The organism is Pseudomonas sp. LB3P14 (genome assembly GCF_054898045.1).
The window spans coordinates 6834747-6854236 of sequence record NZ_CM142714.1 but is presented as its reverse complement, the minus strand read 5'-3'; the positions used below and the strand labels follow the sequence as shown (position 1 = coordinate 6854236).

The following is a 19490-nucleotide window of genomic DNA, read 5'->3' as shown; positions in this document are numbered from 1 at the left end:
TGGCACAAGACCAATAACAACAGGTTCGACACCATGCCACCGCGCCCTGCCCTGTCCGGCTGATCCCGTTCGTTTTTGTCCTGATTTCAAATTTTTGTCTGCAACCCCAGGTTGCGGCAGCGCCCCGTTTCACGCCTAAAAATTAGAGAGACCCGAGCACATGACACCTTCCAGCACGCAGTACTTGTTCCCCAGCCTTATCGCCGTTGCACTGGCCAGTACGGCTCTGCCCGCCATGGCCGAGGAGGCAGGCTTTGTCGAAGGTGCCAAGGTCAACCTGAACCTGCGCAACTTCTACATCAACCGCAACTTCACCAACCCGACCAAAGCCCAGGGCAAGGCAGAAGAGTGGACGCAAAGCTTCATCCTCGACGCCAAGTCCGGGTTCACTCAGGGCACCGTCGGGTTCGGCATGGATGTGCTGGGGCTGTACTCGGTGAAGCTCGATGGCGGTAAAGGCACTGGCGGTACCCAATTGCTGCCGCTGGATCATGACGGTCGCCCGGCGGACAACTTCGGTCACACCAACGTGGCGTTCAAGGCCAAGCTGTCGCAGACCGAAGTAAAGGTGGGTGAATGGATGCCGGTGCTGCCGATCCTGCGTTCGGACGACGGTCGCTCCCTGCCGCAAACGTTCCGTGGTGGCCAGATCACCTCGAAGGAAATCAACGGCCTGACGCTCTACGGCGGCCAGTTCCGCGCCAACAGCCCGCGGGACGACAGCAGCATGAACGACATGTCGATGGTCGGCAAAACGGCGTTCACCTCGGACCGCTTCAACTTCCAGGGCGGTGAATACGTCTTCAACGACAAACATACCCAGATCGGCCTGTGGAACGCTGAGCTCAAGGACATCTATAGCCAGCAATACGTGAACCTGATTCACACACAGCCCATCGGGGACTGGACCCTCGGCGCCAACCTTGGATTCTTCTACGGCAAGGACGACGGCAGCGCCCGGGCCGGCGAGCTCGACAACAAAACCTGGTCGGGCCTGTTCTCGGCCAAATACGGCGGCAACACCTTCTATGTCGGCCTGCAAAAACTCACCGGCGACAACGCCTGGATGCGGGTCAACGGCACCAGCGGCGGCACCCTGGCCAACGACAGCTATAACTCAAGCTATGACAATGCCAAAGAAAAATCCTGGCAAGTGCGCCATGACTACAACTTCGCCGCCGTGGGCGTACCGGGCCTGACCCTGATGAACCGCTACATCAGTGGCGACAACGTCCACACCGGTACCATCACCGACGGCAAGGAATGGGGCCGCGAAAGTGAACTGGGCTACACCGTGCAAAGCGGAGCGCTCAAAGACCTGAACGTCAAATGGCGCAACTCGACCATTCGCCGCGACTTCAGCAACAACGAGTTCGATGAGAACCGGTTGATCGTCAGCTATCCGATCAGCTTGCTGTAAACATCTGTCGTCGCATTGATCGTTCCCACGCGCAGCAAAAGAATGCAGCCCGGGACGCTCCGCGTCCCATCAAGAGCCGAACGCGGAGCGTCCGGTGAGGCATTCCCACGCAGAGCGTGGGAACGATCAACACTGGAAATCCCGAAGATCACTCCCGCGATTCAACCCCCAACTCATCCCACACCGACTCCGCCAGGTGGAACGTCGCGTTCGCTGCCGGAATGCCGCAGTAGATCGCGCTCTGCATGATCACTTCCTTGATCTCGCCGCGGGTCACGCCGTTGTTGGCGGCGGCGCGCAAGTGCAGTTTGAGTTCTTCGTTGCGGTTCATGCCGATCAGCATGGCGATCGTGATCAGGCTGCGGGTATGGCGCGGCAGCCCCGGACGGGTCCAGATATCGCCCCAGGCATGGCGGGTGATCATTTCCTGAAACTCCGAGTTGAACTCGGTCAGCGCGTTCAGGCTGCGGTCGACATGGGCGTCGCCGAGCACCGCGCGACGGACTTTCAGGCCCTCGTCGTAACGTTGTTTCTCGTCCACAACAATCCCCTTAATGAGCTAACAGAAACGCCAGCACGCGGTCGCTGAAATCAGCACCGGCCTGAACGTTGGACAGGTGCGCGGCGTAGAACTCGGCGTACTCGGCGCCCTGCACGTGTTCCTGAATAAAGTGCCCACCGGACGGCGGCGTGACCGCGTCTTCGGTGCCGGCGATTACCAGCAGCGGCAGCTTGATCGAGGACAGTTGATCACGGAAGTCTGCATCGCGCACGGCGGCGCAATTAGCCGCATAACCTTCCGGCGAAGTGGCCGCGAGCATGTCGGTAATCTTCTTCGCGGCAGCAGGATTCGCTTCAGCAAAGTCAGGGGTGAACCAGCGTGCAATCGACGCATCACGCAACGCGACCATGGCCGCCGAACCGTCACGCAGCACGGTTTCGATACGCGGGTTCCATACCGACGGGTCGCCGATTTTCGCCGCGGTGTTGCACACCACCAGTTTGTTCAGCCGGTCGCCAGCGTTAATCCCCAGCCACTGGCCAATCAAACCGCCCATCGACAGACCGCAGAAATGCGCGCGCTCGATGTGCAATGCATCCAGCAGCGCCAGCACGTCGCGCCCCAGTTGCTCGATGCTGTACGGACTCGGCGTGACCAGCGATTTGCCGTGGCCACGGGTGTCGAAACGCAGCACCCTGAAATGCTCGGTGAACGCCGCAATCTGCGCGTCCCACATGTGCAGGTCGGTCCCCAGCGAGTTGGACAACACCAGCACCGGCGCATCCGCCGGGCCATCAAGTTGGTAATGCAGTTCGCCCTCGGCGAGTTGTACGAAAGCCACAGCAATCTCCTTCAGGCAGTCAACGCAGAATGTTCAGCCACCGCTCGCTCGACCCAGGTATGGGCCTGGCCGAGGTAATGGGCGGGGTCCAGCAGACGATCGAGTTCAGCATCCGACAGTTGGGCGGTCACTTGCGGCTCGTCGCCGAGTACCGCTCGCAGATGACGTTGTTCGGCCACTGCGCGCTTGCAGCATTGCTCCAGCAAATGGTGCGCCGTGTCGCGCCCCACTCGTTGAGCGAGGACGATGCTCACCGCTTCGGCGAGCACCAGGCCTTGGGTCAGATCGAGGTTGCGGGTCATGCGCTCCGCGTCCACTTCCAGTCCATCCGCCACCAGCAACGCTTGTTTCAGGCTGCCGGACACCAGGCAGCAAATCTCCGGCAGGGTTTCCCACTCGGCATGCCACAGGCCCAGGCTGCGCTCGTGTTCTTGAGGCATGGCGCTGAACAGGGTCGAGAGCAAACCCGGAACGCGCGTTGCAGCGCCGATCAGCACCGCCGCGCCTACCGGGTTGCGTTTGTGCGGCATGGTCGAAGATCCGCCCTTGCCCGGCGCCGAGGGTTCGAACACTTCAGCGGCTTCGGTCTGCATCAACAGGCTGATGTCGCGACCCAGTTTGCCGAGGCTGCCGGCGATCAATCCCAATACCGAGCCGAACTCCACCAAGCGATCTCGCTGGGTGTGCCAAGGCTGTTCCGGCAACGCCAGTTGCAACGCCTCGGCCAGTGCCTGGGCAATCGGCATCGCCTGCTCGCCAAGGGCCGCAAGGGTTCCGGAGGCGCCGCCGAATTGCAGCACCAGCAATCGCGGTTTGAGTTCTTGCAGACGTTGACGACTGCGAGTGACAGCGCCCAGCCAACCGGCGACTTTCATGCCGAGGGTGACTGGCGTCGCGTGTTGTAACCAGGTGCGCCCGGCCAGCGGTGTGGCGACGAAACGCAAGGCTTGGGTCGCGAGAATTTCGCCCAGTTGTGCCAGATCGCTTTCGATGAGTTCCAGCGCCCGGCGCAGTTGCAGCACCAAACCTGAATCCATCACGTCCTGGCTGGTCGCGCCCAGATGCACATAGCGCTCGGCTTCGGCATGGTTGGCCGCGATCTGTTTACCCAGCGCCTTGACCAACGGAATCGCCGAATTGCCGGCCGTGGCAATTGCCTCGCCGAGGGCGGCGAAGTCGTAATGCCCAGCCTGACAGGCCGCCTCAATAGGCGCGACAGCTGTTTGCGGAATCAGCCCGACCCGCGCCTCGGCCCGGGCCAGTGCCGCTTCGAAATCAAGCATCGCTTGAACCCGACCCTGATCGCAGAACACCTCACGCATATCGCGCGCAGTGAAATAGGCATCGAACAATTGATTGCCCGGTCGCTCGTTCATAAACAGTCCCTGGAAGCGTGGGCCGGTCAGGCCCACGGGTAAAGATCAAAGGTCGTGGTGCAAGTACTTCGCCTGTTTCGGCAAGCGCAGGCTGAACAGGAACGCCACCGCCATCATCACCGTCACGTACCAGTAGAAGGAATTTTCCATGCCCCCGGCTTTGAGGCTCAGGGCCACATATTCCGCCGAACCACCGAAGATTGCATTCGCCACCGCGTAAGCCAGGCCGACACCCAATGCACGCACCTCCGGCGGGAACATTTCAGCTTTTACCAGGCCACTGATGGAGGTATAAAAACTGACGATCGCCAGCGCCACGGTAATTAGCACGAAGGCCAGGAATGGACTGCTGACGCTTTTCAGGCTCAGCAGGATCGGCACGGTGAACAACGTCCCCAGAGCGCCGAACCAGAGCATCGAGTTACGTCGGCCGATCTTGTCGGCGAGCATGCCGAACAACGGCTGCATGCACATATAAAGGAACAGCGCACCGGTCATGATGTAGCTGGCGGTCTTGGCGGGCATGCCGGCGGTGTTCACCAGGTACTTCTGCATGTACGTGGTGAACGTATAGAAAATCAGCGAGCCACCGGCGGTGTAACCGAGCACGGTGATGAACGCAGTCTTGTGATCGCGGAACAGTGCGCGGATGCTGCCGGCGTCCTTGTTTTCGCGCATTTCCTTGCTGGTGGTTTCCTTGAGCGAACGGCGCAGGAACAGTGAAATCAGCGCCGCCAACGCACCGACGACAAACGGGATCCGCCAGCCATAGGCACGCAAATCATCCTCAGTGAGGAACTGTTGCAGGATCACCACCAACGACACCGCCAGCAGTTGCCCACCGATCAGCGTCACGTACTGGAACGAGGCGAAGAAACCGCGCTGGCCCTTGAGGGCGACTTCGCTCATGTAGGTCGCGGTGGTCCCGTACTCACCGCCCACCGACAGGCCCTGGATCAAGCGGGCGAACAACAGCATGATCGGCGCCCAGACACCGATGTCCTTGTAGGTCGGCAGGCAGGCGATGAGCAACGAACCGAAGCACATCATCAGAATCGAAATCATCATCGAATTCTTGCGCCCGTGCTTGTCCGCCACCCGGCCGAAGATCCAGCCCCCGATGGGCCGCATCAGGAACCCGGCGGCAAATACGCCAGCCGTGTTGACCAACTGCACCGTTGGGTTGTCGGACGGGAAAAAGGCTGGCGCGAAATAGATCGCGCAAAAGGCGTAGACGTAGAAGTCGAACCATTCGACGAGGTTGCCGGACGAAGCGCCAACAATCGCAAAGATGCGTTTGCTGCGCTCTTCACCGGTGTAGTGCGCGGGTGTAGCGGTTGAAGTTGTCATTGTTTTCACTCAATGGGGACTGTGAGAGTCTAGACACACTTTGCAACAGTCCCGTTCCGCAGATGCAGTCTTCACACCGATCGTTCCCACGGTCCCCGTGGGAATGCCGCCATGGACGCTCCGCGTCCACTGTGACGCAGAGCGTCACGGGATGCATTCCCACGCAGAGCGTGGGAACGATCAGGGTGGAGTCAATAATCGAAGAACACCGTCTCCGCATCGGTGCCCTGCAGAATCACATTCCACTGATAAACACCCGACGCATCAGCCTTGGCCAACAAGGTGCTGCGACGTTCAGCCGGCACACACTCAAGAAGCGGATCCGCCACGTTGGCCGGTTCGCCATCAAAGTAAATCCGCGTCAGCAAGTGCTTCACCAACCCGCGAGCAAACACCAGCACCACCAGATGTGGCGCCTGGGTCGTGCCTTTCAAGCCTTCGACCGTGCCCGGCTTGATGGTGGTGAAACGAAAGCGCCCTTGCGCATCCACCGGTACCCGGCCAAACCCTTCGAAGTTCGGGTCCAGGGGTTTGTCCTGATCGTCTTCGGGGTGGTCGTACTTGCCGGCGGCGTTGGCTTGCCAGACTTCCAGCATCGCGTCGTTGACGACGTCGCCGTTGCCATCGATGACTTGCCCGGTGATCGCCACGCGATCGCCCAGGGTTTGTTCGACGGTCAGGTCTTCGCGGTTCAGCCAGGTCAGGCCGATGTGGTAATACGGCCCGACGGTGTGGGACGTGGTCGCGTTCAGCGTCATCTTATTTCTCCATCGGCGTGGCTTCGCGGCCGCGCAAGACGATGTCCCAGCGATAACCGAGGGCATAGGAAGGGATGGTTTTTTCCAGATCGAAACTGGCGATCAAACGCTCTTTGGCGCTGGTATCCGATACGCAGTTGTAGATCGGGTCATAGGCCAGCAGCGGGTCACCCGGGAAATACATCTGAGTCACCAGGCGCGTCAGAATGCTCGGCCCGAACAGCGAAAAATGGATGTGCGCCGGGCGCCACGCGTTGTGGTGGTTGCCCCACGGGTAGGCGCCGGGCTTGATGGTCTGGAACTGGTACCAGCCATCGGCGTCGGTCACGGTGCGGCCGGTGCCGGTGAAATTCGGGTCCAGCGGCGCATCGTGCAGGTCGCGGTCATGGTTGTAGCGACCGGCAGCGTTGGCTTGCCAGATCTCCACGAGAATGCCCGGCACTGGCAATCCATCTTCATCCAGCACGCGGCCGTGAATGATGATGCGCTCACCCAGGGGCTCGCTCTTGTGCTGGGCGGTCAGGTCGTTGTCCTTCTCCTGCACACGCTCGGCGCCGATGGTCGGACCGGTAATTTCAGACAGCGAATGGGGCAAAAACACCAACGGCTTGGACGGCGAGCGACGGTTGGTGGATTGATAGGCCGGGTGCAGGTATTCCGGCTGGGTGCCCTCTTGCGGGCGGCGGTAACCAGGCTTGTCAGTCATGAAACATTCCTCAGTTCTTATTAGTCGACGCTTCTTTTTTCACAGCGAAGCGCGTCAGACCCGTTCGATCGCCAAGGCCAGACCCTGGCCCACGCCGACGCACATGGTCGCCAGACCTTTCTTGCCACCGGTCTTTTCCAGCTGATGCAGCGCGGTCAGTACCAGACGCGCACCGCTCATGCCCAACGGATGGCCCAAGGCAATGGCGCCACCGTTCGGGTTGACCTGGGCAGCGTCGTCCGCCAGTCCCAGTTCACGCAGCACCGCCAAACCCTGGCTGGCGAACGCTTCGTTGAGTTCGATCACGTCGAAATCGCTGACCGCCAGACCGAGACGTTCGGTCAATTTGCGCACTGCAGGCACCGGGCCGATGCCCATGACCCGTGGTGCGACACCGGCGCTGGACATGCCCAGCACTTTGGCGCGGGCGGTCAGACCGTGTTTCTTCACCGCGTCGCCGGAAGCCAGAATCAATGCCGCCGCACCGTCGTTCACACCGGAAGCATTGCCGGCGGTGACTGTTTTGTCGGGACCGTTGACCGGTTTGAGTTTGGCCAGTGTTTCCAGCGTGGTGTCGGCGCGAGGATGTTCATCCTGACTGACGACACTTTCACCCTTCTTGTGGGCAATGCGCACTTCAACGATTTCTTCCGCGAAAAATCCTGCAGCTTGCGCGGCTGCCGTCCGTTGCTGACTGCGCAGTGCGAAAGCGTCCTGATCGGCGCGGGAAACTTCGTAATCGTCGGCCACGTTATCGGCAGTCTGCGGCATCGCATCCACGCCGTATTGGGCTTTCATCAACGGGTTGATAAAACGCCAGCCGATGGTAGTGTCTTCCAGCTTCATGTTGCGCGAGAACGCCGCATCAGCCTTGCCCATCACGAACGGTGCGCGGGACATCGACTCGACGCCGCCAGCAATGGCCAGCTCCATCTCGCCACTGGCGATCGCCCGGAAAGCGGTGCCGATGGCATCCATACCCGAGGCGCAGAGGCGATTGAGGGTCACGCCCGGAATGGTTTCCGGCAGGCCCGCCAGCAGCAACGCCATGCGCGCTACGTTGCGGTTGTCTTCGCCGGCCTGGTTGGCGCAACCGAGGAACACCTCGTCCACCGCGTTCCAGTCGACCGACGGGTTGCGCTCCATCAGCGCCTTGATCGGCACGGCGGCCAGGTCGTCGGCGCGAACCGCCGACAGGCCACCGCCGAAACGGCCGATGGGGGTGCGAATCGCGTCGCAGATATAAACATCGCGCATCAGGCTTCTCCGGGTGCTTGGCCGTGGGCCGCGGCAGTGCGGGCTTCCAGATCCCTGAGCGCAGTCAGTTCGACCACCGTTGGCTCAGCGGTATTTTCAACCGTCTCGGCAAAACGAATCGCCCAACCGGTGGCGGCAGTCACCTGCTCCCGTGTCACGCCAGGGTGCAACGCGGTGACCACGAATTCATGGGTATCCGCTTCCGGCTCCATGATGCACAGGTCGGTAATAATGCCGACAGGTCCTGCGCCCGGCAGACCGAGACGCTTTCGCGAATCACCGCCCTCACCATGGCCAACCGAGGTAATGAAGTCGAGTTTATCGACAAAGGAACGCGCCGACTGCTTGAGGATGATCAACACGCTCTTGGCCGAACCAGCGATCTCCGGCGCGCCACCGGCACCCGGCAGGCGGACTTTCGGCTGATGGTAGTCGCCCACCACCGTGGTGTTGATGTTGCCGAAGCGGTCGACTTGCGCGGCGCCAAGGAAACCGACGTCGATGCGCCCGCCCTGCAACCAATAGCGAAAAATCTCACCGGTCGGGACGACGGTGTCGGCGGTTTCCGCCAACTCACCGTCACCGATAGACAGCGGCAGTACACTTGGCTTGGCACCAATCGGACCCGATTCGTAGATCAGGACGACGTCCGGCGAGGAAGTCAGACGCGCCAGGTTGGCGGCTTTCGACGGCAGGCCGATACCAACGAAGCACACCGAACCGTTTTTCAGACGGCGGGCAGCGGCGACGGTCATCATTTCATTGGTGGTGTAAGTCATTACTTCGCCTCCGAAGCAGCGGCCAGTTTGGCCTGGAACTCGCTGAAGTCAGCGCAGCCGTGGATGTACTCGTTGATCCACGCGGTGAAGGTTTCACGGTCGCGTGCAATCGGGTCCCAGGCCTGGTAGAAACGGTTATCACGCTCGTTGTAGCCGTGAGCGTAGGACGGATGCGCGCCGCCAGGGACGTGGCAGACCGCGCTCAACGCCCACGTTGGCAAAACACACGAGTTCATCGGTGCATTGAGGTCGTCGACGATTTCTTCGACGGTAACGATGCAGCGCTTGGCGGCCAACGCCGCTTCTTTCTGCACGCCGAGAATGCCCCAGAGCAGCACGTTGCCTTTGCGGTCGGCTTTCTGCGCGTGAATCACGGTGATGTCCGGGCGCACCGAAGGCACGGCCGCCAATACTTCGCCGGTGAATGGGCAGGTAACGGTTTTGATCAGCGGATTGACCTTCGGCAGGTCGGAACCGGCGTAGGCACGCAGCACCGCGAACGGTAGGCCAGATGCGCCAGCGACGTAGGCATTGGCCAGGTCGGCGTGGCTGTGTTCTTCGATTTCCAGCGCGTGTGGCCACTGCTTCTCGACTGCATCACGCAGGCGGTGCAGCGAACCGACGCCCGGGTTACCGCCCCAGGAGAAGATCAGCTTGCGAGCACAACCGGCGCCGATCAACTGGTCGTAGATCAGGTCAGGCGTCATCCGCACCAGAGTCAGGTCTTTCTTGCCCTGGCGAATGATTTCGTGACCCGCCGCCGTAGGGATCAGGTGAGTGAAGCCTTCGAGCGCGACGGTATCGCCGTCGTTAACGAATTGCTTCACCGCGTCGTGCAGCGAAAGGATTTCAGCCATGGGGCAGGCTCCCGTTTTGTTATGAACCGACAGTGGAAGAAAAAGGCGCGATGCGCAGCGCCGGAATGACTGAAGAGTAAGCCCCTGAAAAACGCCAAACAATCCGATAATCGACTGAGTGTTCGTTTATCGAACAGATTGTTGCCTTGCTACCGATCCGCTTTCTGCGCCAGATCGTTCCCACGCTCCGCGTGGGAATACCTCAAATGGACGCTCTGCGTCCGCTTTTGGGACGCAGAGCGTCCCGGGCTGCATTCCCACGCGGAGCGTGGGAACGATCACTTGAGGAACCGTCAGGTCGCATCCGCATGACTGACCATGCCCTTGATCACCACCGCCGTGGTCGCCAATGCCGCTGGAATCACCAGCGCTGTCAGCACCTGCTCGAAATTCCAGCCTAGGCCCAGCAGTGTCGCGCCCATCCAGGCACCGAGAATCGCGCCGAAGCGGCCAATCCCGAGCATCCACGACACCCCGGTCGCCCGCCCCTGGGTCGGATAAAACCGCGCCGCCAGTGAAGGCATCGCCGATTGCGCGCCGTTGACACACATCCCGGCCACCAGCACCAATGTCGCCAGCAGCGTGATGTTGCCCAGGCTTTGCCCTACCGCGTAGGCAAACACCCCGGCGAGTAGATAGAAAATGCCGATAACCTTGTGCGGATTGAACCGGTCCATCGCCCAGCCCACGCCCACCGCGCTCAATACCCCACCAAACTGGAACAACGCGCCAATAAACGCCGCTTGTTCCATACTCGCGCCACTGTCACGCATCAGCGTCGGCAGCCAACTGGTCAGCAGATAAACGATCACCAACCCCATGAAGTAGGTCAGCCACAGCAACAAGGTGCCGGTGCTGTAGGTGCCGGAGAAGATCACTGCGAAAACGTTGCGGGCCTTCACGGTTTTCTGTTCCGGCACGCTGAAGCTGGATGCCCGGGCGACGACGGTTGGATCGATGGGCGCCAGGGTCTTACGCACTTTGTCAGTGCCGCGATTGCGGACTACGAGGTAGCGCGCCGATTCCGGCAGCCAGAAAAACAAAACGACTGCGAGGATCAACGGCAGAATCCCGCCGATCAGCAGCAGGCTGTGCCAGCCAAAGGCCGGGATCAGCTTGGCGGAAATGAAACCGCCGCCAGCCATGCCGAGGTTGAAGCCGCAGAACATGCTGGTCACCAACAGGGATTTCTTACGCTCCGGGGTGTATTCGGACAGGAGCGTTGTGGCGTTCGGCATGCCGGCGCCAAGGCCCAGGCCGGTGAGGAAACGCAGCACCAGCAGCTGATCGACGTTGGTGCTGTAAGCCGAAGCCAGGCTGAAAGCGCCGAACAACAACACCGCGCCCACCAGTACGACTTTTCGCCCGAAGCGGTCAGCCAACGGGCCAGAACCCAATGCGCCGAAGACCATGCCGATCAGCGCAGCGCTCATCACCGGGCCAAGGCTGGCGCGGTCGATGCCCCAATCCTGAGACAGGGCGGGCGCGATGAAGCCCATGGCCGCCGTGTCGAGGCCATCGAGGAAAACAATCAGGAAACACAGGACTACCACTCGCCACTGGTAGCGCGAAATGGGTTGAGCATTGATGAAGGACTGCACGTCGAGGCAGTTTCCTACAGCAGACTGAGGCTGGTTCATTATTTTTATTCCACGCAAGAACGCAGTCGGACAGGAGCCAGCCAAGGCTGGCGCTGCCGCGACATTAGTGATCCAGGGGAAAGAGCGTCAATTCGATAAACTCGAGTCTGTGCGTTTATCGAACAGCTTAGGCGAATGGCTTACGCAAAGAGTTGTGCGCTGAGGTCGCGGCTCGCGCTAAGGAGGCCGGGCAGGAAACGTTGCTCCAGCTCATTACGACTGACTCGGCCGGCGTGGGTACTGACGTTCAGCGCCGCGACCACTTGACCGGAAGCGTCGTACACGGGAACGGCAATCGAGCGCAGGCCCTGTTCCAGTTCCTGATCGACGATGCACCAGCCTTGTTGCCGCACCTCTTGCAGGCATTCGAGCAACGCCTCGGGGGTGTGCAGGGTTCGGCTGGTCTTGGCTTGCAGCTCTGCATGATCGAGGTACTCGCGCAGTGACGTATCGTCCAGCGCCGCGAGAAGAATCCGACCCATTGAGGTGCAATAGGCGGGCAGACGTCCACCCACTGACAGGTCGACGGAAATCAATCGCTGGGTGGTGGCCGAACGAGCGATGTATAAGATGTCATCGCCTTCCAGAGTGGCCATGTTGCAGGCTTCGTGGAGTTGCTCGCTCATGCGGTCCAGGTAGGGCTGGGCGGAAACCGCCAGCGGAGTCGAAGACACATAGGCATGGCCGAGCGTCAGCACTTTGGGTAGCAGCGAATACGTGCGGCCGTCGGTGGTGGCGTAGCCGAGTTTGATCAGCGTGTGCAGGCAACGTCGCACAGCGGCGCGGGGAATTTCCGTGCGGTGGCTGATCTGGGCAATGGTGAGGTGACGTTTGCGTTCCTGGAACGCTTGCACCACGGCCAGGCCACGGGCGAGGGACGTCATGAAATCGGGGTCCCCAGTCAGTGCCTGGATCCGCTTGGCGGGCGAGGCAACGATCGGCGGCGCCACTGAAGCGAAGGAATTGCGCATTTGATCGTTCATATAAGGTCCTTTTTCCACACGGATCAGCGGCTATTACAAGCGGCAGCCGGCCTCTCACACAAGTCCGAGCCACCAAGACTGTTCGATTATCGAACCATCGACCGATAATCGCAATCGATTGTCACTTGGGCGGGCCAGCTGACTATTGAACGGGTTTGCACCACCTATTACCTATTTTTACACTGACTCGGACGCAGACTAAAAGCGCCGATGTAATTGCCCTAACTTGTTCGATTGAATGGCGTCAGAAAGACATCACTGTAAAGTCGGTGTCGCCGAACGACCTAGTTAGCCGTAAAAGTTGCGAGTACCAAAACAATCACACATCAAGACCCACTTTTAACTCTTTGGCGATAGTGTTCTTCGAATCGACCGCTATAATGCAATTCAGTGGCGACCGGTTTTTAATTGCCGATTCCACCACCCGGTAGCGCGATGTTCCATTGCCGCTGCCCGCAGCAAGCGCCCGACACTCATTTCATATGCTTCGCCAAAGCGTTCGCTGAAACAGGAAACTGATGCTACGTCAGCTGTTCATCTCTGGTGCCGTGGCCGCCTGCAACATGGAAGTATTGATTTCAATGCCGTAAAAACGATGCCTTCACCGGCCTTGTCCTTTCGGCGAGCGTGGTCAATACATTTGATGCAGCGCGTTTCACCAGAATTAATCTCAACTCAATCAGGTAGCACTGTGACGAAAGACGAACTGCGCGCGGAACTTGAGCGCCAGGAACAACGTTACAAGGAAGTTTACGGCGGGGAAGTCACCACCTACGCCGCTCAGCCCGAACCAGAGCGCAAACCCTGGCGTAAACGCGCCACCGTTCAGGATCAGGCGTTCACTCAGGAATTGCAGAAAATGGAAAAGGAACTCAAAGCCGAAGAGCCATAACCGCCTTGGCCTGAATTCTTTCAAGGGGCTGCGTCTACACCCGTTAAAAGCGGGATGTATCGATGATGCCTTTCGCGCCCGCTATGAGCGGGCAGCGGCCACCTCACCTACTGGATGAGGCAAATGGCTCATGCCTGGCCCTCTTTTCAGATATTTCACACAAGCGTCCAAACCTCTTGCCCTACGAGAGGAACCCTTGTGGCTGCGGCCTTTTCATAGAAATTCAATGACTTGCAAAACCCCGCAAAAACCTGGGGCTGAGGCTGTCGTCACAAACTAATTCGTTGAAGAATGTAACCGATGAGCACCTAGTGCATCGATTAGCAGTCTTTTCTGGCATAATCGCGCCCCCTTACGACCGGGTCAGAAAACCTTCATGATCGATTTATTCAGCGGACTGGATGCTTGGGTGCTTGTGAGCCTCTTGCTCGCCCTGGCCTTTGTCCTCGCCTTCGAGTTCATCAACGGCTTTCATGACACCGCTAACGCGGTGGCCACTGTTATCTACACCAAAGCCATGCCGCCTCATCTGGCGGTGTTCTTTTCCGGTGTGTTCAACTTTCTTGGCGTACTGCTGGGCGGTGTCGGCGTGGCGTATGCCATCGTCCACCTGCTGCCGGTAGAGCTGCTGATCAATGTGAACACCGGTCACGGGCTGGCCATGGTGTTCTCGCTGCTCGCCGCCGCCATCACCTGGAACCTGGGCACCTGGTACTTCGGTATCCCGGCTTCCAGCTCCCATACGCTGATCGGATCGATCCTCGGTGTCGGCCTTGCCAACGCCTTGATCAACGATATTCCGTTGGCTGATGGCGTGAACTGGCAAAAAGCGATCGATATCGGAGCGTCCCTGGTGTTCTCGCCAATGGCCGGTTTTATCGTTGCCGCTTTGGTCCTGATCGGACTGAAATGGTGGCGCCCACTGTCGAAGATGCACAAGACGCCGGACCAGCGCCGCAAGCTCGATGACAAGAAGCACCCACCGTTCTGGAACCGTCTGGTACTGGTGATCTCGGCCATGGCCGTGAGCTTCGTACACGGTTCCAACGATGGCCAGAAAGGTATCGGCCTGATCATGCTGGTGCTGATCGGTATTGTGCCGGCGCAGTTCGTACTCGACTTGAGCAGCACGACCTACCAGATCGAGCGGACCCGCGATGCGACCCTGCACCTGAGTCAGTTCTACAAGCGCAATGCCGAAACGCTGGGTGACTACCTGGCCCTGGGCAAAAGCGTGGAAGGCGATCTGCCGGAGAAATTCCGTTGCAACCCGCAACAGACCGAACCGACTATCGACGCTCTGCTCGGCACCCTTAAAGGTGTCGCCGACTACCACTCCCTGCCGTCGGAAAGCCGCATCGAAGTGCGCCGTTATCTGCTCTGCCTGGACGACACGGCGAAGAAAGTCGGCAAGCTGCCTAGCCTCAACGCCCGTGAAAAGGCTGACCTGGACAAGCTGCGCAAAGACCTGACCACCACCACCGAATACGCCCCGTTCTGGGTGATTCTGGCGGTCGCTCTGGCACTCGGCCTGGGCACCATGGTCGGTTGGAAACGCGTGGTTCTGACTATTGGCGAGAAGATCGGCAAGCAAGGCATGACCTACGCACAAGGCATGTCTGCACAAATCACCACCGCGTGCATGATCGGCCTGGCCAACGTCTTCAGCCTGCCGGTTTCCACCACCCACGTCCTGTCCTCGGGCGTGGCCGGCACCATGGTCGCCAATAAAAGCGGCCTGCAAGGTGGCACCGTCAAAACCATCCTGCTGGCCTGGGTCCTGACCCTGCCAGCCACAGTGGCCCTGTCGGCGGGCCTGTTCTGGCTGGCGTCGAAGGCACTGGGCAGCTGATAGACTGCTGCTAAAAAAGGCGCGTTCCGTGAGGTTCGCGCCTTTTTTATTGCTGCTGGAAAGTAGATCGTTCCCACGCTCTGCGTGGGAATGCCTCAAGGGACGCTCCGCGTTCCAGCTCTCGAAAGGGACGCCGAGCGTCCCGGGCTGCATTCCCACGCAGAGCGTGGGAACGATCAGGCAAATCGCAGGCAAAAAAAAGGCAACCGAAGTTGCCCAAAATGCCTTGCGTGCTCATTGCTTCCAGAAAGACCTACGGCTTGCGCTTATGCGAATCCTTCCAGATAAAAAATCCAAACCCTGCAAAAAACACAACCATGAGGCCGACTGTCAGCACTCCGGCGATCACCACGTTGTCGAAAAACATGACTGGCCTCCTGCAGTTGCCTTGTTGCGATAGGGCTAAGTTAACCAATCAGGCAGGAGAAAAAATTGACCGGGATCAATGTCGCCCGAGACTGGGCGTAAAGGAGGGGAAATAACTGACCTGCATCAACCGATGCAGGGTGTTTCAACGCTTTTTCGGTTTGTTCTTCGGCTTCTTCTTCGCTTTACCCAACGGCATGGCTTGCTCGAACGCCTGGCGTACTTCGTTCAGGCGCTTTTCATTAAGGTCATGAACCCGCTTGGCGCGTTCGGAGTTGAGGTCGATCAGCTTGTCATCTTGGCTCATGGTGCTCTGTGCATCGCTTGTAGTGAAATTCAGCTGCCGTATCGGCAGGCAAGGATGTACCAATAATGCGGTCTGATGGCAGCGCTGACCAGCCACCACCTCAAATCTGAATATCGACCCACAAACCCTGCCGAGGCTGATCTTCCATCAATGGCACCACCGGCACGGTATTGTCGGCGTTGAGCTCGTCACCGGGAATCGCCAAGTGCTCTTCGGGATCTTCATCAGCTTCACGGCGACGTCGGTCACGTTCCTGCTGCCGACGCTGCTCCTCGCGTAGCTGCAAGCCCGCCTCTTCAGGGTCGCGCTTTTGCAGGTCGATGGTGCTTTCGTTGGAGCTTTCCTGCACCGGCACCACAGGTGGAATATCCGGCCGCTGGCGAATTGGATCCTGCTGTGAGGTGATCGGCACGGCACTCAAGGGGAGCATCGGTGGCAGCATAATTATTAGTCTCCTGTCAGCAAGCTGTCGGCTGCGGGGATGGCGACTTGAGCCATCGGTCGCAAATTGTGACCCGGTTGGCACTGTAGGTGCTGCCACCAGCTGCGATCTTTCATCGGACAACACAGAACTCAAGCGTTCCCGAAGATCAAAAGATCGTCCGACGTCGCAGCGCCTACGCACGTAAACCTTTGGTCTGCAGGCCCGATTCCGTTAAGATAGCCCGCTTTTTCAAGGTGGGAGTCAGGCAGCATGGCGCAGCAGTATCAACCGGGGCAACGCTGGATCAGTGACAGCGAAGCCGAGCTGGGTTTAGGCACCGTTCTGGCACAGGACGGCCGCTTGTTGACCGTGCTCTACCCGGCCACTGGCGACACTCGCCAGTACGCGCTACGGAATGCGCCCCTCACCCGCGTGCGGTTTTCGCCGGGTGACTCGATCACTCACTTCGAAGGCTGGAAACTGACCGTACAAGAAGTCGACGACGTCGACGGCCTGCTGGTCTACCACGGCCTCAACGGGCAAAACGAAGTGGTGACCCTGCCGGAAACCCAACTGTCGAACTTCATTCAGTTCCGTCTGGCCAGCGATCGTTTGTTCGCCGGTCAAATTGACCCGTTGGCCTGGTTCTCCCTGCGTTACCACACCCTGGAACACACCAGCCGCCAATTGCAGTCCTCCCTTTGGGGTCTGGGTGGCGTGCGTGCGCAACCGATCGCGCACCAGTTGCACATCGCCCGTGAAGTCGCCGACCGCATCGCGCCGCGGGTTCTGCTGGCGGACGAAGTGGGCCTGGGTAAAACCATCGAAGCCGGTCTGATCATCCATCGCCAACTGCTCTCGGGCCGCGCCAACCGTGTGCTGATCCTGGTTCCGGAGAACCTTCAGCACCAGTGGCTGGTCGAGATGCGCCGCCGCTTCAACCTGCAAGTCGCGCTGTTTGACGAAGAACGTTTCATCGAAAGCGATGCCGCCAACCCGTTCGAAGACACCCAGCTCGCGCTGGTTGCACTCGAGTGGCTGGTGGAAGACGAAAAGGCCCAGGACGCGCTGTTCGCGGCAGGTTGGGACATGATGGTCGTCGACGAAGCCCACCACCTGGTGTGGCACGAAGACAAGGCCAGCCCCGAATACTCGCTGGTCGAGCAACTCGCCGAAGTCATTCCTGGCGTCCTGCTACTGACCGCGACCCCGGAACAACTGGGTCAGGACAGCCACTTCGCGCGTCTGCGCCTGCTTGACCCGAATCGTTTCCATGACCTGCACGCCTTCCGCGCCGAGAGCGAAAACTATCGCCCGGTGGCCGAAGCCGTCCAGGAGCTGCTGGACAAGGGGCGCCTGTCGCCCGAAGCGCACAAAACCATTCACGGTTTCCTCGGCAACGAAGGCGAAGCCCTGCTGACCGCCGTCAACGATGGCGACACCGAAGCCAGCGCCCGCCTGGTCCGCGAACTGCTCGACCGCCACGGCACCGGCCGCGTACTGTTTCGCAACACCCGCGCCGCCGTGCAGGGTTTCCCGGAGCGCAAACTGCACCCATACCCGCTGCCGTGCCCCGACGAATATCTCGAACTGCCATTGGGCGATCACGCCGAGCTGTACCCGGAAGTCAGCTTCCAGGCCCAGCCGGACGCCAACGAAGAAGAGCGCTGGTGGAAATTCGACCCGCGCGTCGAGTGGCTGATCGACACCCTGAAGATGCTCAAGCGCACCAAAGTGCTGGTGATCTGCGCCCACGCTGAAACCGCCATGGACCTGGAAGACGCCCTGCGTGTGCGTTCCGGCATCCCGGCCACGGTTTTCCACGAAGGCATGAACATCCTTGAGCGAGACCGCGCCGCCGCCTACTTCGCCGACGAAGAATTTGGCGCGCAGGTGCTGATCTGCTCGGAAATCGGCAGTGAAGGTCGCAACTTCCAGTTCTCGCACCACCTGGTGCTGTTCGATCTGCCATCGCACCCGGACCTGCTGGAACAGCGTATCGGTCGTCTGGACCGGATCGGTCAGAAGCACATCATCGAACTGCACGTGCCGTACCTGGAAACCAGCCCGCAAGAGCGGCTGTTCCAGTGGTACCACGAAGCATTGAACGCATTCCTCAATACCTGCCCGACCGGCAACGCCTTGCAGCATCAGTTCGGCCCGCGCCTGCTGCCGCTGCTGGAAAACGCCGACGACGGCGAGTGGCAAGCGCTGATCGACGAAGCCCGCGCCGAGCGCGAGCGTCTGGAAGCCGAGTTGCACACCGGCCGTGACCGCTTGCTGGAACTCAACTCCGGCGGCGCTGGCGAAGGTGATGCGCTGGTCGAGGACATCCTCGAGCAAGACGACCAGTTCGCCCTGCCGATCTACATGGAAACCCTGTTCGACGCGTTCGGCATCGACAGCGAAGATCACTCGGAAAACGCACTGATCCTCAAACCGAGCGAAAAAATGCTCGACGCCAGCTTCCCGCTGGGCGACGACGAAGGCGTGACCATCACTTACGACCGCAACCAGGCGCTGTCTCGCGAAGACATGCAGTTCATTACCTGGGAACACCCGATGGTTCAGGGCGGTATGGACCTGGTCTTGTCCGGTTCCATGGGCAACACCGCCGTGGCGCTGATCAAGAACAAGGCGCTGAAACCTGGCACCGTGTTGCTGGAACTGCTTTACGTCAGCGAAGTGGTTGCCCCGCGCTCGCTGCAACTGGGCCGTTACCTGCCGCCGGCCGCCCTGCGCTGCCTGCTCGATGCCAATGGCAACGACCTGTCGGCCCGGGTCTCGTTCGAAACCCTTAACGATCAGCTGGAAAGCGTACCGCGCGCCAGCGCCAACAAGTTCATCCAGGCCCAGCGCGATCAGCTGACGCCACGGATCAACGCCGGCGAAGAGAAGATCTTCCCGCGTCACGCCGAGCGCGTGGCTGAGGCGCAACGTCGTCTGGCCGCCGACACCGACGAAGAACTGGCGCGCCTGACCGCCTTGCAAGCGGTCAACCCGACCGTGCGCGACAGCGAACTGGTTGCCCTGCGCAAGCAACGCGAGCAAGGCCTGGCCATGCTCGATAAGGCTGCGCTGCGACTGGAAGCGATTCGGGTGTTGGTCGCGGGTTAACTTCCCTGCTCCACCCAGCTAAAACAAAAAGGCCCGCAGCGATGCGGGCCTTTTTTGTGTGCT

The 19490-nt window shown here is 60.0% G+C and carries 18 protein-coding genes; 4 read left to right on the top strand and 14 right to left on the bottom strand.

Features of this window, described 5'->3' with window-relative positions:
* Positions 1-160 precede the first annotated feature (160 nt).
* A complete protein-coding gene (locus tag ACYZT5_RS31490; RefSeq protein WP_462048777.1) occupies positions 161-1420 on the top strand; it encodes an OprD family porin in 1260 nt (419 codons plus the stop codon).
* 148 nt (positions 1421-1568) lie between these two features.
* On the opposite strand, the gene pcaC is transcribed toward ACYZT5_RS31490, so the two are convergent.
* The 11 genes from pcaC to pcaR all read right to left on the bottom strand — a co-directional run bounded on the left by pcaC (position 1569) and on the right by pcaR (position 12469).
* Positions 1569-1961, bottom strand: coding sequence for a 4-carboxymuconolactone decarboxylase (gene pcaC / locus ACYZT5_RS31485; RefSeq protein ID WP_008147336.1), 393 nt, complete (start codon positions 1959-1961; stop codon positions 1569-1571).
* 10 nt (positions 1962-1971) lie between these two features.
* Positions 1972-2763, bottom strand: coding sequence for a 3-oxoadipate enol-lactonase (gene pcaD / locus ACYZT5_RS31480; RefSeq protein ID WP_462048776.1), 792 nt, complete (start codon positions 2761-2763; stop codon positions 1972-1974).
* A gap of 11 nt (positions 2764-2774) precedes the next feature.
* The gene (locus ACYZT5_RS31475) at positions 2775-4139 is read right to left on the bottom strand and encodes a 3-carboxy-cis,cis-muconate cycloisomerase (protein WP_462048775.1); all 1365 of its coding nucleotides are present in this window, start codon (positions 4137-4139) and stop codon (positions 2775-2777) included.
* 45 nt (positions 4140-4184) lie between these two features.
* Positions 4185-5489: an MFS family transporter gene (locus ACYZT5_RS31470; RefSeq protein ID WP_462048774.1), complete on the bottom strand. Its 1305-nt coding sequence runs from the start codon at positions 5487-5489 to the stop codon at positions 4185-4187.
* Between the two features lie 191 nt (positions 5490-5680).
* Positions 5681-6247, bottom strand: a complete 567-nt coding sequence (gene pcaG / locus ACYZT5_RS31465) for a protocatechuate 3,4-dioxygenase subunit alpha (protein ID WP_462048773.1) — start codon at positions 6245-6247, stop codon at positions 5681-5683.
* A gap of 1 nt (position 6248) precedes the next feature.
* Entirely contained in the window at positions 6249-6953 is a 705-nt protein-coding gene (pcaH, locus tag ACYZT5_RS31460) for a protocatechuate 3,4-dioxygenase subunit beta (protein WP_462048772.1), read from the bottom strand.
* A gap of 54 nt (positions 6954-7007) precedes the next feature.
* Positions 7008-8213 (bottom strand): 3-oxoadipyl-CoA thiolase, encoded by a 1206-nt coding sequence (gene pcaF, locus ACYZT5_RS31455; RefSeq protein ID WP_185753200.1) that lies wholly within the window; start codon positions 8211-8213, stop codon positions 7008-7010.
* Entirely contained in the window at positions 8210-8989 is a 780-nt protein-coding gene (locus tag ACYZT5_RS31450) for a CoA-transferase subunit beta (RefSeq protein ID WP_462048771.1), read from the bottom strand. Before ACYZT5_RS31450 ends, pcaF begins: the two co-directional genes overlap by 4 nt.
* Complete coding sequence (locus ACYZT5_RS31445; protein ID WP_007947285.1) at positions 8989-9846, bottom strand: CoA transferase subunit A; 858 nt, start codon at positions 9844-9846, stop codon at positions 8989-8991. The genes ACYZT5_RS31450 and ACYZT5_RS31445 overlap by 1 nt, the downstream gene beginning before the upstream one ends.
* Positions 9847-10139: 293 nt before the next feature.
* A complete protein-coding gene (locus ACYZT5_RS31440) occupies positions 10140-11486 on the bottom strand; it encodes an aromatic acid/H+ symport family MFS transporter (RefSeq protein ID WP_462048770.1) in 1347 nt (448 codons plus the stop codon).
* A 140-nt stretch (positions 11487-11626) separates the two neighbouring features.
* On the bottom strand, positions 11627-12469 hold the full coding sequence (gene pcaR / locus ACYZT5_RS31435; protein ID WP_008147316.1) for a pca regulon transcriptional regulator PcaR: 843 nt from the start codon (positions 12467-12469) through the stop codon (positions 11627-11629).
* A 691-nt stretch (positions 12470-13160) separates the two neighbouring features.
* Between pcaR and ACYZT5_RS31430 the strand changes: the two genes are divergently transcribed.
* A complete protein-coding gene (locus ACYZT5_RS31430; RefSeq protein WP_007935837.1) occupies positions 13161-13361 on the top strand; it encodes a hypothetical protein in 201 nt (66 codons plus the stop codon).
* A gap of 376 nt (positions 13362-13737) precedes the next feature.
* Positions 13738-15213 (top strand): inorganic phosphate transporter, encoded by a 1476-nt coding sequence (locus tag ACYZT5_RS31425; RefSeq protein WP_462048769.1) that lies wholly within the window; start codon positions 13738-13740, stop codon positions 15211-15213.
* Between the two features lie 253 nt (positions 15214-15466).
* Here ACYZT5_RS31425 and ccoM read toward each other — a convergent pair whose 3' ends face one another.
* The 3 genes from ccoM to ACYZT5_RS31410 all read right to left on the bottom strand — a co-directional run bounded on the left by ccoM (position 15467) and on the right by ACYZT5_RS31410 (position 16328).
* Entirely contained in the window at positions 15467-15580 is a 114-nt protein-coding gene (ccoM, locus tag ACYZT5_RS31420) for a cytochrome c oxidase subunit CcoM (protein ID WP_462048768.1), read from the bottom strand.
* 144 nt (positions 15581-15724) lie between these two features.
* Complete coding sequence (locus tag ACYZT5_RS31415; protein ID WP_007935839.1) at positions 15725-15886, bottom strand: hypothetical protein; 162 nt, start codon at positions 15884-15886, stop codon at positions 15725-15727.
* A 100-nt stretch (positions 15887-15986) separates the two neighbouring features.
* Positions 15987-16328 (bottom strand): aspartate-semialdehyde dehydrogenase, encoded by a 342-nt coding sequence (locus tag ACYZT5_RS31410; protein WP_462048767.1) that lies wholly within the window; start codon positions 16326-16328, stop codon positions 15987-15989.
* A 252-nt stretch (positions 16329-16580) separates the two neighbouring features.
* Here ACYZT5_RS31410 and rapA point away from each other — a divergent pair, with 252 nt between their 5' ends.
* Positions 16581-19427 (top strand): RNA polymerase-associated protein RapA, encoded by a 2847-nt coding sequence (rapA, locus tag ACYZT5_RS31405; RefSeq protein WP_462048766.1) that lies wholly within the window; start codon positions 16581-16583, stop codon positions 19425-19427.
* Positions 19428-19490: the final 63 nt, after the last annotated feature.

Excerpts from the sequence above, each read along its gene's own strand:
- ACYZT5_RS31490 (WP_462048777.1), top strand. The coding sequence starts at position 161 with ATGACACCTTCCAGCACGCAGTACTTGTTCCCCAGCCTTATCGCCGTT.
- ACYZT5_RS31475 (WP_462048775.1), bottom strand. The coding sequence starts at position 4,139 with ATGAACGAGCGACCGGGCAATCAATTGTTCGATGCCTATTTCACTGCG.
- ACYZT5_RS31470 (WP_462048774.1), bottom strand. The coding sequence starts at position 5,489 with ATGACAACTTCAACCGCTACACCCGCGCACTACACCGGTGAAGAGCGC.
- pcaG (WP_462048773.1), bottom strand. The coding sequence starts at position 6,247 with ATGACGCTGAACGCGACCACGTCCCACACCGTCGGGCCGTATTACCAC.
- pcaH (WP_462048772.1), bottom strand. The coding sequence starts at position 6,953 with ATGACTGACAAGCCTGGTTACCGCCGCCCGCAAGAGGGCACCCAGCCG.
- ACYZT5_RS31450 (WP_462048771.1), bottom strand. The coding sequence starts at position 8,989 with ATGACTTACACCACCAATGAAATGATGACCGTCGCCGCTGCCCGCCGT.
- ACYZT5_RS31445 (WP_007947285.1), bottom strand. The coding sequence starts at position 9,846 with ATGGCTGAAATCCTTTCGCTGCACGACGCGGTGAAGCAATTCGTTAAC.
- ACYZT5_RS31440 (WP_462048770.1), bottom strand. The coding sequence starts at position 11,486 with ATGAACCAGCCTCAGTCTGCTGTAGGAAACTGCCTCGACGTGCAGTCC.
- pcaR (WP_008147316.1), bottom strand. The coding sequence starts at position 12,469 with ATGAACGATCAAATGCGCAATTCCTTCGCTTCAGTGGCGCCGCCGATC.
- ACYZT5_RS31425 (WP_462048769.1), top strand. The coding sequence starts at position 13,738 with ATGATCGATTTATTCAGCGGACTGGATGCTTGGGTGCTTGTGAGCCTC.
- ccoM (WP_462048768.1), bottom strand. The coding sequence starts at position 15,580 with ATGTTTTTCGACAACGTGGTGATCGCCGGAGTGCTGACAGTCGGCCTC.
- ACYZT5_RS31415 (WP_007935839.1), bottom strand. The coding sequence starts at position 15,886 with ATGAGCCAAGATGACAAGCTGATCGACCTCAACTCCGAACGCGCCAAG.
- ACYZT5_RS31410 (WP_462048767.1), bottom strand. The coding sequence starts at position 16,328 with ATGCTGCCACCGATGCTCCCCTTGAGTGCCGTGCCGATCACCTCACAG.
- rapA (WP_462048766.1), top strand. The coding sequence starts at position 16,581 with ATGGCGCAGCAGTATCAACCGGGGCAACGCTGGATCAGTGACAGCGAA.